The sequence below is a fragment of the Curtobacterium sp. PhB25 genome (genome assembly GCF_004365375.1).
In the GTDB taxonomy this organism is placed as follows: domain Bacteria; phylum Actinomycetota; class Actinomycetes; order Actinomycetales; family Microbacteriaceae; genus Curtobacterium.
This window is the reverse complement of record NZ_SODR01000004.1, coordinates 21,573-35,970: the sequence shown is the minus strand read 5'-3', so window position 1 is coordinate 35,970 and position 14,398 is coordinate 21,573. Positions and strand designations below refer to the sequence as shown.

At 71.1% G+C, this 14,398-nt stretch carries 11 protein-coding genes; 7 read left to right on the top strand and 4 right to left on the bottom strand.

Annotated features, from left to right (window positions below):
• Positions 1-137: 137 nt before the first annotated feature.
• The 4 genes from EDF51_RS09010 to EDF51_RS08995 form a co-directional block, all read right to left on the bottom strand.
• Positions 138-1,091, bottom strand: coding sequence for a carbohydrate ABC transporter permease (locus EDF51_RS09010; RefSeq protein ID WP_131879538.1), 954 nt, complete (start codon positions 1,089-1,091; stop codon positions 138-140).
• A 3-nt stretch (positions 1,092-1,094) separates the two neighbouring features.
• Positions 1,095-2,063, bottom strand: a complete 969-nt coding sequence (locus EDF51_RS09005; protein ID WP_123672474.1) for a sugar ABC transporter permease — start codon at positions 2,061-2,063, stop codon at positions 1,095-1,097.
• Positions 2,064-2,137: 74 nt separating this feature from the next.
• A complete protein-coding gene (locus EDF51_RS09000; protein ID WP_131879536.1) occupies positions 2,138-3,445 on the bottom strand; it encodes a sugar ABC transporter substrate-binding protein in 1,308 nt (435 codons plus the stop codon).
• A 4-nt stretch (positions 3,446-3,449) separates the two neighbouring features.
• The gene (locus EDF51_RS08995) at positions 3,450-5,441 is read right to left on the bottom strand and encodes a beta-L-arabinofuranosidase domain-containing protein (RefSeq protein WP_131879535.1); all 1,992 of its coding nucleotides are present in this window, start codon (positions 5,439-5,441) and stop codon (positions 3,450-3,452) included.
• A gap of 172 nt (positions 5,442-5,613) precedes the next feature.
• Here EDF51_RS08995 and EDF51_RS08990 point away from each other — a divergent pair, with 172 nt between their 5' ends.
• From EDF51_RS08990 to EDF51_RS08960, 7 genes are all read left to right on the top strand, one after another.
• Positions 5,614-6,627: a LacI family DNA-binding transcriptional regulator gene (locus EDF51_RS08990; RefSeq protein WP_131879533.1), complete on the top strand. Its 1,014-nt coding sequence runs from the start codon at positions 5,614-5,616 to the stop codon at positions 6,625-6,627.
• Between the two features lie 425 nt (positions 6,628-7,052).
• Complete coding sequence (locus tag EDF51_RS08985) at positions 7,053-8,744, top strand: FGGY-family carbohydrate kinase (RefSeq protein ID WP_131879531.1); 1,692 nt, start codon at positions 7,053-7,055, stop codon at positions 8,742-8,744.
• Positions 8,741-9,484 (top strand): L-ribulose-5-phosphate 4-epimerase, encoded by a 744-nt coding sequence (locus tag EDF51_RS08980; RefSeq protein ID WP_243698074.1) that lies wholly within the window; start codon positions 8,741-8,743, stop codon positions 9,482-9,484. The genes EDF51_RS08985 and EDF51_RS08980 overlap by 4 nt, the downstream gene beginning before the upstream one ends.
• Positions 9,481-11,010, top strand: coding sequence for an L-arabinose isomerase (araA, locus tag EDF51_RS08975; protein ID WP_131879529.1), 1,530 nt, complete (start codon positions 9,481-9,483; stop codon positions 11,008-11,010). The genes EDF51_RS08980 and araA overlap by 4 nt, the downstream gene beginning before the upstream one ends.
• Before the next feature lie 26 nt (positions 11,011-11,036).
• The gene (locus EDF51_RS08970) at positions 11,037-12,302 is read left to right on the top strand and encodes a D-arabinono-1,4-lactone oxidase (protein WP_279432382.1); all 1,266 of its coding nucleotides are present in this window, start codon (positions 11,037-11,039) and stop codon (positions 12,300-12,302) included.
• 88 nt (positions 12,303-12,390) lie between these two features.
• Positions 12,391-12,855, top strand: coding sequence for a DUF2510 domain-containing protein (locus EDF51_RS08965; protein WP_131879525.1), 465 nt, complete (start codon positions 12,391-12,393; stop codon positions 12,853-12,855).
• A gap of 505 nt (positions 12,856-13,360) precedes the next feature.
• Positions 13,361-14,284, top strand: a complete 924-nt coding sequence (locus EDF51_RS08960) for a cation-transporting ATPase (protein WP_131879522.1) — start codon at positions 13,361-13,363, stop codon at positions 14,282-14,284.
• The last annotated feature ends 114 nt before the right edge of the window (positions 14,285-14,398 follow it).

The following is a 14,398-nucleotide window of genomic DNA, read 5'->3' as shown; positions in this document are numbered from 1 at the left end:
TGGTGTCGAACGGTGCGAGGTTCCGTGCTCCGTGCGAGCCACCGGGCCTGGCACGGAGTACGGAACCTCGCACCGGAGCGGGCCCTCGCACGGTGCGGGGCCGTGTCAACCTCGCACCGGCCGGGCTGACCCGACCGTCAGCCCTTCAGCGCGCCGGACGACAGGCCTGCGACGTAGAACCGCTGCAGCCCGACGTAGAGCGCGATGCACGGGATCATCGCCACCACCGACCCGGCGACGAGGTTGCCGTACGACACCTGCCCGTACGCCCCGGTCTGCAGGTTGAGCAGCGCCACCGGCAGCGTGTAGAGCGAGTCCTTCGTCAGGAACGTCAGCGCTCCGAGGAACTCCGTCCACGACGCCAGGAACGCGTACAGCGCAGCGGTGGCCGCACCGGGCAGCAGGAGCGGGCGGAGCACCGACACGACGACCCGGAAGCGTGAGGCACCGTCGACGAACGCCGAGTCCTCGAGCTCGGTCGGGATCGACTCGAACGCGTTCCGCATCACGAACACCCCGAACGGCAGGTTCACCGTCGTGTAGAACAGCACGAGCCCGAGCAGCGAGTTCGTGAGTTTCATGGCGTTCATCTCGAGGTACAGCGGGGTGAGGATCGCCTGGAACGGCACCATCATCGTCAGCAGCACCAGACCGAACACGATGCCCGACCCCCGGAACCGGAAGCGGGCGAACCCGTACCCGGCCATCGTGGCGATCACCGCGGTCAGCACCGCGGTGGCGATCGACACGATCAACGAGTTGAACACGCCGGTCAGCAGGTGTGACGACGAGCTGAAGACGGCCGCGAAGTTCTGCCAGCCGAGCTGGAAGAAGGTCGCGGGGTCGGCGGCCTGCGTGATGACGGCCTCGGACTGGAACGCCCGCAGGACCGACCACAGCAGCGGGACACCGAAGACGAGCACCGACCCGACGCCGGCGATCACGTACAGGGTGCGTTTGACGGCGGTGTCGCGGGGGTGCCGGACGCTGCCCTGGTGGTGGCGCCGGCCGCGTCCGTCGCCGGTGGTGGTCAGCGTGCGGGTGGACAGGTCCGGCGCTGCGAGTCCGGCACGGGAGGTCGTGGTGCTCATGGCTCAGTCCTTCTCTCGCAGTGCCCAGAACTGGAACACCGTGACGGCGGCGATGACGACGACCAGGGCGATCGACTCGGCGGTCGCGGCGCCGAGCTGCAGGTTGACGAAGCCACGGTTGTAGATCGCGTTGACGATCGTCGTGGTCTCGGTCCCCGGCCCGCCCTGGGTCAGGATGTAGAACTGGTTGAACGCGAGCAGCGAGCCGATCACCGAGATGATGGCGCTGAGGGCGATGGTCGACCGGATCATCGGCAGGGTGATGAGCCGTTCGGTCTGCCACCAGGACGCGCCCTCGAGCTGCGCCGACTCGTACACCTCGTCGGGGATGCCCTGCATGGCCGACATCAGCAGCACCATCGTCAGGCCGGACACCGCCCAGACCACGAGCACGCAGATGAGCAGCGTGGCGAGGGGGCCGTTGACGAGCCAAGCGGTGCTGCCGTCGGTGATGCCGAGCCAGCGGAGCACCATGTTGACGGCTCCGGAGTTCGGCTGCGCCTCGAGCACGAGCATGAACGACAGCGTGGTCAGGCCGACGACGTACGGCAGGAAGAACACCGTCCGCAGCAGGGTGCTGCCCCGTCGCCGTGCCCGGATGAGCACCGCCAGGAAGTAGCCGAGCACCAGGATCGGCACCGTCACGATCGCGGTGTACAGCAGCGTGTACCCGATGGCGTGCACGAACGTCGGGTCCTGGAACAGCGTCAGGTAGTTCTGCAGCCCGATGAACCGGTACGGACCGATCAGGGGCCAGTTCGTGAACGAGATGTAGAGCGCGAACACGAGCGGCGCGAGGACGAACACCGCGACGAAGACGATCGCCGGGGTGACGAGCACGGCGCCGGCGCGCGGCGGGTGCGTGAGCGACCCGCGGGACGGACCCGGGCGGCCCGAGCGGCCCGGGCGGCCGGCGCCGCGGCCGACGGTGGGGCGGCCGGCGCCGGTCCGTCGGTTGGAGATGGTGGTCATGTCTGCACCTCTCTGTGCAACGAGCGAGCGAGCGAACGAGCGAACGAACGAGCGAACAGGCGAGCGGGCGACGGTCAGGCCTGGACCTGGTCGAGGATGCGGGTGTAGTCCGCCTGCGCCGTCTTCATCGCGGCAGCGGTGCCCGAGCCGAACACGGCCTCGCGGAACATCGCGAAGTACGGTGACGACGGCTGGTTGTTGAGCAGGTTGTACGCCAGGGTCTGCGGCGCGTAGCCCTTGTCGATGGCGTCGAGCGGGCCGAACGCCAACGGGAACCGCTTCCGGTACTCGGGCGTCGCGGCGTCCGAGCGGGTGGGGAAGTACCCGCCGTCGGGCAGGGCCTGCTGTTGCTGCAGGCCGTTCGCGTACTGCATGAACGCCCAGCCGCCGGACGGGTTCGCCGCCCCGTTCGGGATGCACATGTTGTCGCCGCCGTCGAAGAACGACCGCTGGCCGTCCCACGACGGGATGAGCACCGTCTGCATCTTCGCCCGCATCGCCTTGGTGGCCGCGGGCACGGTGGCGCCGTACGAGGTCGGGAAGATCCCGACCTTGCCGGCCCGGAAGTCCGCGCCCCACGTGGTGCCGGCGTCCGAGTACGTCGCCTTCGACAGCGAGCCGTCCTTCCAGAGCTGCCGGTAGAACTCGAGCATCCGTTCCAGCGCGTCGTTGCCGGTGATGTTCGCCGTCTGGGAGCCGACCTCGCCGGACATCATGTCGACACCCGTTGCCCAGACGTGCGGCTGGGTGACGAAGCCGATGATGCCGGCGGCGTTGCCGGAGATCGACCACCCGTAGACGTCGTCGTCGAGCTTCCGGATGGCCTTCGCCGCGTCGAGCAGCGTGGAGAGGTCCTTCGTGGAGTCCTCGACGTCGAGCCCCGCCCGGTCGAACAGCTCGGTGTTGACGAACAGCTGCGAGTTGTCCGCCAGGTAGGGCAGCCCGTAGTACCGGTCGCGGTACTCGAGCAGCCGCAGGTGGCCCGGCGAGATCGCGTCGAAGTAGTCGAGGCCCTTGACGACGTCGGTCAGGTCGGCGAACGCCTCGCGGAAGATGAACAGCTGCGAGTTGATGTCGTCGATGTCCACGACGTCCGGCGGCTCACCACCGCGGATGGCCGTCGCGAGCTTCGTCACGTACTGACCGTCCGGCACCGGGGTCAGCTCGACCTGCAGCTTCGGGTTCGCCTTGTTGAACCCGGCCACGGCCGAGGTCAGCCCTGCCTGGGTCGCGGACCGGCACCAGACGTGCACGGTGCCGGTCGCGTCCTTCCCGAAGCTCGCCACCTTCGCGTCGACCTTCGGCAGGGTGCCGGAGCACCCTGCCAGGGCGAGTGCTGCGCCGCCGGCGACACCGCCGACCAGGAACGCTCTGCGGTCCATCAGATCACCGCGCCAGCGGGAGCCACACGCGCATCGGCGCTGCGCCCCGGTTCGCCCAGGCGTAGTAGGGAACCGCGGTCGCGGTGACGGCCGGGAGGCCCGTGGTGGCGTTCTCGGAACCGGCCACGTCGCCGACGTTGGTCGCGTCGAGAGCGTTCGTCGCGCCTCCCGGCCCGTCCAGCCGCTGGTACGGCCACGATGCCTGCTCGTGTCCGGCCGGGGCGTGTCCGGGCACGCGCAGCGTGACGATGCCGTCGAGCAGGTCGTCGCGACGTTCCTCGGTGATCGGTGCGACCGCGTCGACCGTCAGGTCGTCGACCGTGAAGCCCTGCTGGTCCGCCTGCTCCACCGCGTACACGAGGGGGCCGCGCTCGATGGCGACCTGACCGCGGGCGGCGTCGATGCGGGTGTCGGCCACGTACCGGTGCGGCGTCGTGTCGAAGACGAGCTCGACCGTGTCCCCGGCGGTCCAGTGCCGGTCGACGACGTGCAGCGTGCCCGGCTCCGGGTGGGCCGTACCGTCCGGTCCCTGCACCGTCGTCGTGTCCGACCAGACCGGGATCCGCAGACCGAGGGCGAGCGGGCCGTCCTCGGTGACCGTGACGACCACGCGGCCGTCGTGCGGGTAGCCGGTCTCGACCGACACCGGCCCGAGGTCCGCCGTTGCGTACTGGTGGATCTGCAGGCCGCCGTCGGTCGCGGTCGCCAGGTAGCCGTCCAGGCTCGCGAACGTGCGCATGATGTTCGGCGGGCAGCAGGCGCAGTCGAACCAGCCTCGGCGCCCGTGAGCGGGGGAGCGGTTCTCGTCCTGGTGCGCGTGGTCCCGCTGCTGCAGGGGGTTCACGTAGAAGTACTCGGTGCCCGCCAGGCTCACGCCGGCCAGGAACGCGTTGTACAGCAGGCGCTCGATCGCGTCGGCGTAGACCGGCTTGCCGGTGGCGAGCAGCAGGCGCCACGCCCACTGCACACCGCCGATGGCCGCGCAGGTCTCGGCGTAGCCACGGTCGGTCGGCAGCTCGTAGGGGTCGCCGAACGCCTCCCAGTCCCAGCGCGCCCCGAGGCCGCCGGTGATGAACGCCTTCGTCGCCATCATGTCCGCGAACTGTCCCTCGCTCGCGGCCAGCAGCTCGGTGTCGCCGGTCTCGATCGCGACGTCGACGGCGCCGGCTGCCAGGTACACGGCGCGGACGGCGTGGCCCTCGACGGTCGTGGCCTGCCGACTCGGCACCCGGTCGGAGAAGTACGTCGGCTCGCCGCCGGCACGCTCGATGATTCCCGTGCCGCGGGCGTCGACGAACCAGTGCGCCAAGTCGAGGTACTCACGGTTGCCGGTCTCGCGGTACAGCTCGACGAGGCCCATCTCGACGACGGGGTGGCCGTCGACGTCGCGGGTCTTCGGCGTGCCGTCCGGTGCGGTCCCGTCGCCGAACGTGCGGACCAGGTGGTCGGCGTTCTTGATCGCGACCTCGAGCAGGCCGGTGTCGCCCGTCGCACGGTGCTGTGCCACGGCCGCCTGGTAGAGGTGGCCGGCGCAGTACATCTCGTGGCTCCACTTGAGGTCCGTGTAACGCTCGCCCTTCCCCCGGATCTGCTGCACGGAGTCGAGGTAGCCGTCGTCGGCCTGCGCCTGGGCGTACAGGGCGGTGACCTCGCGCTGCAGTTCGAGCAGGTCCTCGGACGGGGCGCGGCCGTACTCCCACGCCACCGCCTCGAGCCACTTCGTCACGTCCGAGTCCATGAAGATCGGGCCGGTGGCCTCGCCCTCCTCGAGCCCCGCGGCGATGCGCAGGTTCCGGAAGTTGCCGGCGGTCTCGAGCAAGGCGTACCCGCCGCGGACCGCGTCACGGCCGTTGCGCTCCTGCCGGAGTGCCCAGAAGCCGCCGGTGATCCGGGCGTCGCCCGTCGGCAGGGGCCGGAGCGTGAGGTGCGCGTCGGCGGTCGGGAGGACCGGGGTCGCGGTGTGCGCACGGCTGTCGGTCGCGAGCGTGGTGGTCATGTCGCCTCCTTGCGATGTGACTGGGACCGTCCCGGTGCCGCCGTTCGTGCAGCGTTTCGGAAAACGGTTTCTGCGGTGGACGTTACGACACTGGTCTTCGCCGCGCAAGGGGGCTGGTGGGTTTTCTGCGTATGCTCATCGTCACGTCCCGCGATCCGGAAAGGAACTTGCCGTGACCCTCGAGCGCACCGGTGCCGACCGCAGCACGCAGCCTGTCCGGATCACCGACGTCGCCGCGCTCGCCGGGGTGTCGATCGGCACGGCGTCGAAGGCGCTCAACGGCACCGGACAGCTCCGCGACTCCACCCGGGCACGGGTCAAGGACGCCGCCGAGAAGCTCGGGTTCGTGGGCGACGCCCGGGCCCGTGCGCTGTCCTCCGGCCGGACCTACACGGTCGGCATGATCACCACCGACTCCTTCGGTCGGTTCTCGATCCCGGTGCTCCTCGGTGCCGAGGACGCCCTGTCCGCCGGACAGATGGCGGTCCTGCTCTGCGACACCCGCGACGACCACGTCCGCGAGGCCCACTACCTCCGCTCGCTTGCAGCCCGCGGAGTCGACGGCATCATCGTGACCGGACGGTCCGCCGACCCGCGACCGCCGATCGACGTGGCGATCCCGGTCGTGTACGCGTTCACGCCGTCGACCTCGGCCGACGACGTGTCGATCACCCTCGACGACTCCGCCGGGTCCGCGCTCGTCGCCTCGCACGTGCTGACGCTCGGGCGGCAGCGGGTCGCCGTCGTCACCGGGCCCGCACGGCACCGTTCCGCCGAACGTCGGGTGGCGGGCGCGGCCTCCGTGCTCGGGTCGCGACTGGTCACGCCGCCGCTGTTCGGCGAGTGGTCGGAGCGGTGGGGGCGCCAGGCCGTCGACGTGCTCGCGCGGCAGTCGCCCGAGGTCGACGCGATCGTGTGCGGCAGCGACCAGATCGCCCGCGGCGTGTGCGATCGGCTTCGGGAGCTCGGACGCTCGGTCCCCGAGGACGTCGCCGTCACCGGGTACGACGACTGGGACGTGATGGCGCTCGCCTCGAGGCCGCCACTGACGACGGTGGACCTGCGGCTCGAGGAGCTCGGGCGCGTGGCCGGGCAGGCGTTGCTCGGCCTGATCGACGGCGGTGCGGCCGCCTCGGCGACGGTCACCCCGTCCCTCGTCATCCGCGAGAGCACCGCCGGCGCGTAGCCCGCGCGCCCGTCCGCCCGTCGCGCCCGTCGCCGAGGTTCCGAAATCTCGGCATCTGGGCGGGACTCCGAGCCGTTCGTGGGACCTCGGCGCACCGGCGGCGGCGAGTCGTGGAACCTCGGCGGGGAAGGGTCGGGCGAGTCGTCGCCGCGTCGGGGTCCGTCGGGACGCGCCGAAGGCCGTTGCCCGGGATTGCCGCTCGGCGCCCGGGGTTCCGAGATTTCGGCATCTGGGCGGGGATCCGAGGCGGTCGTGGAACCTGGGCGCTGCGCGGGCGGCGAGTTGTGGAACCTCGGCGGACGTGAGCGGGGTGTCTCGACTGGTGGGGCAGGCGAGCGGGCGGCGCGCCCGGACGTTGCGAGAGTGAGCGCTCACGTGCCAGGATGTGAGCGCTCACGGAGGACGACGGAGTTCTGGAGGAACGCATGGGCGACGACCCCACCCAGCAGGTCGCGAACGGCCGCACGACACTCGGGATCGAGCTCGGCTCCACCCGCATCAAGGCATGCCTGGTGGACGAGGACCTCGTCCCCATCGCCGCCGGCTCCCACGAGTGGGAGAACGAGTTCGTCGACGGCCGCTGGACCTACTCGCTCGACGCCGTCGAGACCGGCCTCCGGGCCGCGTACGCCGCGCTCGTCGCCGACGTCGAAGCGCAGTTCGGCGTGCGTCCGACCACCTTCCGCGCGGTCGGCGTGAGCGCGATGATGCACGGCTACCTGGCGTTCGACGCCGCGGGCGACCTGCTCGTGCCGTTCCGGACCTGGCGGAACACCTCGACCGGGCCCGCAGCCGAACAGCTCAGCGAGGCACTGGCCTTCAACGTGCCGCTCCGCTGGTCGATCGCACACCTGTACCAGGCGGTCCTCGACGAGGAGCCGCACGTGGCCGAGGTCGCGGGCATCACGACGCTCGCGGGCTACGTGCACCGACGACTCACCGGACGGAACGTGCTCGGCGTCGGGGATGCGTCCGGCGTGTTCCCGATCGAGGGCGGCCCCGTCGACAGCGGCCCTGGAGACCCGGGCGCGAAGGACTTCGACCATGCGATGCTCGCCACCGCGCAGGACCTGATCGGTGTGCCGGACCTGCGGTCCCTGCTGCCCGAGGTCCTCGTCGCCGGTGCCGAAGCCGGTGAGCTGACCCCCGAGGGCGCCGCGTGGCTCGACCCCACCGGCACGCTCGAACCCGGCGCGCCGCTCTGCCCGCCCGAGGGCGACGCCGGCACCGGCATGGTCGCGACGAACGCCGTCGCACCCCGCACCGGCAACGTCAGCGTCGGCACGAGCATCTTCGCGATGGTGGTCCTCGAGCACCCGCTCAGCACCCCGCACGAGGAACTCGACGTCGTGACCACCCCGGCGGGCGACGCCGTGGCGATGGTGCACTGCAACAACGGCGCGAGCGAGATCGCGAGCTGGGCGAAGGTCTTCGGACGGTTCGCCGAAGCGGCCGGGCAGCCCCTCGACGTCGACACCGTCTACGCGACACTGCTCACCGAATCGATCGCGGACAGCACCGACCCCGACGCCGGCGGCCTGCTCTCGTTCAACTACCTGGCCGGTGAACCGGTCACCCACGTCGAGGACGGCCGGCCCCTGCTGCTCCGCACCCCCGACGCCCGCTTCACCCTGGGCAACCTGGTCCGCTCCGAGGTGCACGGCGCGTTCGCCACCCTGGCGATCGGCATGGACGTGCTGCACGGCGAGCAGGTGCAGGTCGACCGGATGACCGCGCACGGCGGGCTCTTCCGCACGCCGGGTGCCCCGCAGCGACTGCTCGCCGCGGCACTGCGGGTGCCGATCGCCCTCGAGGAGACCGCGGGCGAGGGCGGGGCGTGGGGCATCGCCGTCCTGGCCGCCTACCTCGAGCACACCGACCAGCAGCTCGCCGACTTCCTGTCGGACACCGTGTTCGGCGGGGACGCCGTGCACGTGGCCGAGCCCGAGCCGGCCGACGTCGACGGCTTCCAGACCTACCTGGGCCGCTACCGGGCCGCACTGCCCGTGCAGGACGTGGCGGCGGCGGCGACCCGCCCCAGCGCGACCACGCGCCCGACCGAGCAGACCGACGGCGCCGACCCGCGCCTCCCGGCAGAGCAGGAAGCGACCCGATGACCGACGCGACCCAGCAGAACGCGACCCAGCACGCCGACGCGACCGACCCGACCACGCGCCAGGCAGTGGCGACCACCCGGGAACGCGTCGCCCGCCTGCACGGTGAACTCGTCCGCTACGGTCTGGTGATCTGGACCGGCGGCAACGTCTCCGAGCGTGTGCCCGGCACCGACCTGTTCGTCATCAAGCCGAGCGGCGTCTCGAGCGACGACCTGACCCCGGAGAACCAGGTCGTCTGCACCCTCGACGGCGAGCCGGCCGACGGTTGGGGCAACGCGCACGGACCGAGCTCCGACACCGCCGCGCACGCCCACGTGTACCGGAACATGCCCGAGGTCGGCGGTGTCGTGCACACCCACTCGACGTACGCGACGGCGTGGGCCGCACGAGCGGAACCCATCCCGTGCGTGATCACCGCGATGGCGGACGAGTTCGGCGGGCCGATCCCGGTCGGGCCGTTCGCGATCATCGGTGACGACTCCATCGGCCACGGCATCGTCGAGACGCTGACCGGCCACCGATCCCGCGCGGTCCTCATGCAGAACCACGGCGTCTTCACCATCGGCAAGGACGCGAAGGACGCCGTCAAGGCCGCCGTGATGTGCGAGGACGTCGCCCGCACCGTGCACATCGCGAAACAGGGCGGGGACGTGGTCCCGATCGCGCAAGCAGACATCGATCGACTCTTCGATCGCTACCAGAACGTCTACGGACAGAACCCCGAAGGAGCCATGCAATGACGCAGGAGACCACCGTCGACCCCCAGGCCACGCTCGACGGCTACGAGGTCTGGTTCCTCACCGGCTCCCAGGGGCTGTACGGCGAGGAGACGCTGCGCCAGGTCGAGGAGCAGAGCAAGGCCGTGCACGCCGAACTGGCCGGCGCGCTGCCGGTCAAGCTCGTCTGGAAGCCGGTCCTGAAGGACGCCGACGGCATCCGCCGCGCCCTGATCGAGGCCAGCGCCGACGACAAGGTCATCGGCGTCACCACCTGGATGCACACCTTCAGCCCCGCGAAGATGTGGATCGGTGGCCTGCAGGCGCTGACGAAGCCGCTGCTGCACCTGCACACGCAGGCGAACGTCACGCTGCCGTGGGCGGACATCGACTTCGACTTCATGAACCTCAACCAGGCCGCGCACGGCGACCGTGAGTTCGGCTACGCGCTCGCACGCCTCGGTGTCCGGCACGCCACCGCCGTCGGGCACGTCTCGGATCCTCGCGTCCAGCAGCGAGTGTCGAACTGGACCCGTGCCGCAGCCGGCGCCGCAGCAGTCCGTGAGCTGAAGCTCACCCGCTTCGGCGACAACATGCGCTACGTCGCCGTCACCGAGGGCGACAAGACCGAGGCGGAGATCGAGCTCGGCGTGCAGGTGAACACCTGGGCGGTGAACGAGCTGGCAGCGGCCGTGTCCGCCGCGTCGGACCAAGAGATCGACGCGCTCGTGGCGACCTACGAGCGCGACTACGACGTCGACCCGTCACTCCGCAGCGACGGCGGCGCACGGCACGCCGCGCTCCGCGACGGCGCCGCCATCGAGATCGGCCTCCGCACGCTCCTGCAGCAGAACGGCTCCGCCGCCTTCACCACCAACTTCGAGGACCTCGGCACGCTCAAGCAGCTGCCCGGCCTCGCGGTCCAGCGCCTGATGGCGGACGGCTACGGCTTCGGCGCCGAGGGCGACTGGAAGACGGCCGTCCTGGTCCGTGCGATGAACGTCGCCGGCGCCGGACTGCCCGGTGGTGCGAGCCTGATGGAGGACTACACCTACGACCTCACGCCCGGTGCTGAGAAGATCCTCGGTGCCCACATGCTCGAGGTCTCGCCCACGCTCACCACCACGAAGCCGACGCTGGAGATCCACCCGCTCGGCATCGGCGGCAAGGACGACCCGGTCCGCCTGGTCTTCACCGCCGACTCCGGCGAGGCCGTGGTGGTCGCGCTCTCCGACACCCGCGACGGCTTCCGCCTGACCGCGAACGTCGTCGACGTCGTGCCGCCGACCGAGGCCCTGCCGAAGCTCCCCGTCGGCCGTGCCGTCTGGGAGCCGCGCCCGTCGTTCCCCGTCGCCGCCGAGGCCTGGCTCACCGCCGGCGCCGCCCACCACACCGTGATGACGACGGCCGTCGGTCTGCAGGTGGTCGAGGACCTGGCGACCATGGTCGGCACCGAGTTCCTGGTCATCGACGAGCACACCACCGCCCGCGGGTTCCGCGACGAGCTGCGTCTCCAGCAGACGTGGCACCGTCTCGACCGCGGCTTCTGAGGGACGCGGACCGTACGATGAGCGACGTGATCGCAGAGCAGCGCACGCGGACGAACTGGGCGGGCAACGTCACCTACCGGGCGTCCGGTCTGGCGCGTCCGACGTCGGTGGCCGCGTTGCAGGAACTGGTCGCGTCGACCCCGCGCCTGACGGCGCTCGGCTCACGGCACTCCTTCAACACGATCGCCGACACCGACGCCGTGCAGGTGTCGTTGCAGGACCTGCCGCCGGTGCTCGACATCGACACGTCGCGTCGTGTGGTCCGCGTGGCCGCCGGCATGACGCACAGTCAGGTCGCGGCCGGTCTGGAGGCCCGTGGCTGGGCACTCGGGAACCTCGCGTCCCTGCCGCACATCTCCACGGCCGGGGCCGTCGCCACGGGCACGCACGGCTCCGGCGTCCGCAACCCGTCGCTCGCGCAGGCGGTGGTCGGGCTCGACGTCGTCCGCGCTTCCGGGGCGATCGAGCACGTCGATGCGTCCTCGCCGGACGGGGCCCTCGACGCCCACCGGGTGGCCATCGGTGCGCTCGGTGTCGTCACCACGGTGGAGCTCGCGATCGAGCCGACGTTCGAGGTCGCCACGACGGTGCACCTCGACCTGCCGTGGGACGCGGTGTCCGCCCACTTCGACCAGGTCATGTCCGACGCCTACTCGGTGTCGATGTTCACCTCGTTCGACGACCGCGGCGCCCGGCAGGTCTGGGTGAAGCACCGCGTGGACGAGCCCTCGCCCACCGTCGACCTCGTCGCCCTCGGAGCGCGGCCCGCCACCGGCCCCGTGCACCCGGGGGAGAACGACCCCGCCGGCGTCACCGAGCAGGGCGGCGTCCCCGGGCCGTGGGCCGAGCGGCTGCCGCACTTCCGGTCCTCGTTCACGCCGTCGACCGGTGCCGAGATCCAGGCCGAGTACTTGATCCCGGCAGCGTCGGCAGTGTCCGCGCTCGCGGCCCTCCGTCCGCTCGAGTCGGTGTTCGCGCCGATCCTCATCGCCGCCGAGGTCCGCACGATCGCACCCGACACCGCCTGGCTCGCGCCGTCGTCCGGTCGGCAGTCGGTCGGCATCCACTTCACGTTCCGCCGGGACGCCGCTGCCGTGGCGGCCGCGGTGACGCGGATCGAGGAAGCGCTCGCGCCCTTCGACCCGCGGCCGCACTGGGGCAAGGTGTCCGGCGTGAGCGTCGAGCGCCTGCACGAGGCGTACCCGCGGCTGTCGGACTTCGCCGCGGTCGCCCGCGACGTCGACCCCACGGGCCGGTTCCGCAACGCGTACCTGGCGCGCGTCCTGTCCTGACGGGGCGTGCCGCGTGGCACCACGACTGGGGCGTGCGCGTGACGACGCCGGTTCCGTAGCCTCCTCGGAGGCAACGGAGGGGAGCACAGTGACGCTGCCGATCGCCGGGTGGTACCCGGACCCGCAAGATTCGAACCGCACACGGTGGTGGGACGGAGCACGCTGGGGAGCACTCGCACCCCAACCTGCTGCAGCTGTCCCCACGCCACAGTGGGAGCCGGCACCGCGTCCGCCCGCGCCGTCGGAGTACCGCGCGGCCGTCACCGAGCAACCGCTCCGAGGGAGGAAGGCCCGGATCGCCAAGGACCGGGCGACCCGTGCAGCGAATCCGTTCGGGTACGCCGGGCTGGTCCTCGCGCTGCTCGGGTTCATCGTCAACGTGTTCGCGATCCCCGGCATCCTGGGGATCGTCTTCGGCGCGATCGGTCTGGCACGCGCCGGGCAGCTCACCGGGCAACGGATCACCGGGTTCGGAGTCTCACTCGCAGCGGTCATCCTCGGGCTGGCGGCGTCGGCTGCCTTCGTCGTGCGAGCGGCACAGCTGCTCGCGTGACGACAGGTGTCCCGCACCGTTGAGCGCGATGCGGGACACCCGGGTCCTCAGTCCCTGCGGGACAGGTCGATCAGGAGCCTGACCACGGTCACGAGCAAGCTCGCGATCCCCAGCCAGGGCACCCGACGCCTGGACCGATCATCGGTGTCGTTCGACATCGGTGACCTCCTGGTGTCGTCGCCGGCTGACACGAGGAGCTTCGACCAAGGGATGCGTCGCCGAGCGTGCTCGGCTACCATCGGTTCCGAGCGTTGGACTCGGGATGGTTGGTTCATCCCTTGGCTTTCCACTCGGAAGGCAAATCGAAGCCCGGAACTGTTGTCGCAGTCCCGGGCTTCGAGCTTTCGCCCGGATCGCGCTCCGGCGGTGGCGCGACCGGGTCAAGCCTACGACGAACTGTCCGGTGACATTCCGGTCGTTGCTCACAGCGGTTTCCTGCCGGATGTGCGGGCGACCCGCCGGTTCGTCGCTGGGAGCGCACATGTGCATCCACAAAGGTCGGGGGATGGCGAACTTCAACCGCATCCTCGGCATGGCCTCGAAGGTCATCGACAAGCAGCTCCAGAAGCGTGGGCAGGGGGACGGTGCGCCCGGCAACGGAGCGCAGCGCGCTGGCGGGACCGACTGGCGTGACGTCGTCCGCGGTGCAGCGGACCGGCTGACGGGCGACGACCGGAGCCAGCAGCAGCGGCCGCAGCAGCAGTACGGCCAGCCGCAGCAGCAGCAGTACGGCCAGCAGCAGTACGGGCAGGCGCCCCAGCAGCAGTACGGCCAGCAGCAGTACGGGCAGCCGCAGCAGCACGGCCCGGCCGACTCGGACAAGGTCGCACTCGCGAAGTACGACTACCTGCTCCGCACCTCGTCACCGGACCAGCTCGAGCAGGTCCACCACGACGCCTTCGCCCGCCTCACCCCGGCGCAGCGGCAGCAGGTGCGCAACCGCCTGAACTCCGAACTCCCGCCGCACGAGCACCTGCGCGACGACTCGGCGGGCGGCATGGCGCGCGCGATGACCCGCGGCGAGGTCCGCCGTCCGGGCCTGATCCGCCGCGTCCTCGGCGGCTCGAGCAACGGCAACGGCAACGGCCGCGGGCGTGGTGGTGCCTTCGCCGGCGGTGCCGCGGTCGGCGCCGGCGCGATGGCGCTCGGCGGCATCGGTGTCGCGGTCGCCGGGGGAGCGGTGCTGAGCGCCGCCGCCGGGCCCGTGCTGGCCGAGGCAGCGAACCTCGGCGTCGACTTCGACGGCATCGCCTCGGGCATCGGCGACCTCGGACTTGCCGACCTCGGGGCCGACCTCGGCGGCGGCTTCGAGGGGATCGCGGGCGAGGGTGAGCAGCTCCTCGGCGGCCTCGGTGAGCAGGCGTCGGGCCTCGGCGAGCAGGCCTCGAACCTGGGCAACGACTTCCTCGGGGGCCTGTTCGACCGCTGACCCACGCCCCTCGGGTGGGCTCGGTGCAGATCCATCGGGAATAGACGGACGTCGCGCGGCACTTGGATTGTTTCGTCGTGCGACGTCTGTCGCACGTGTGATTCGGACGGGCGA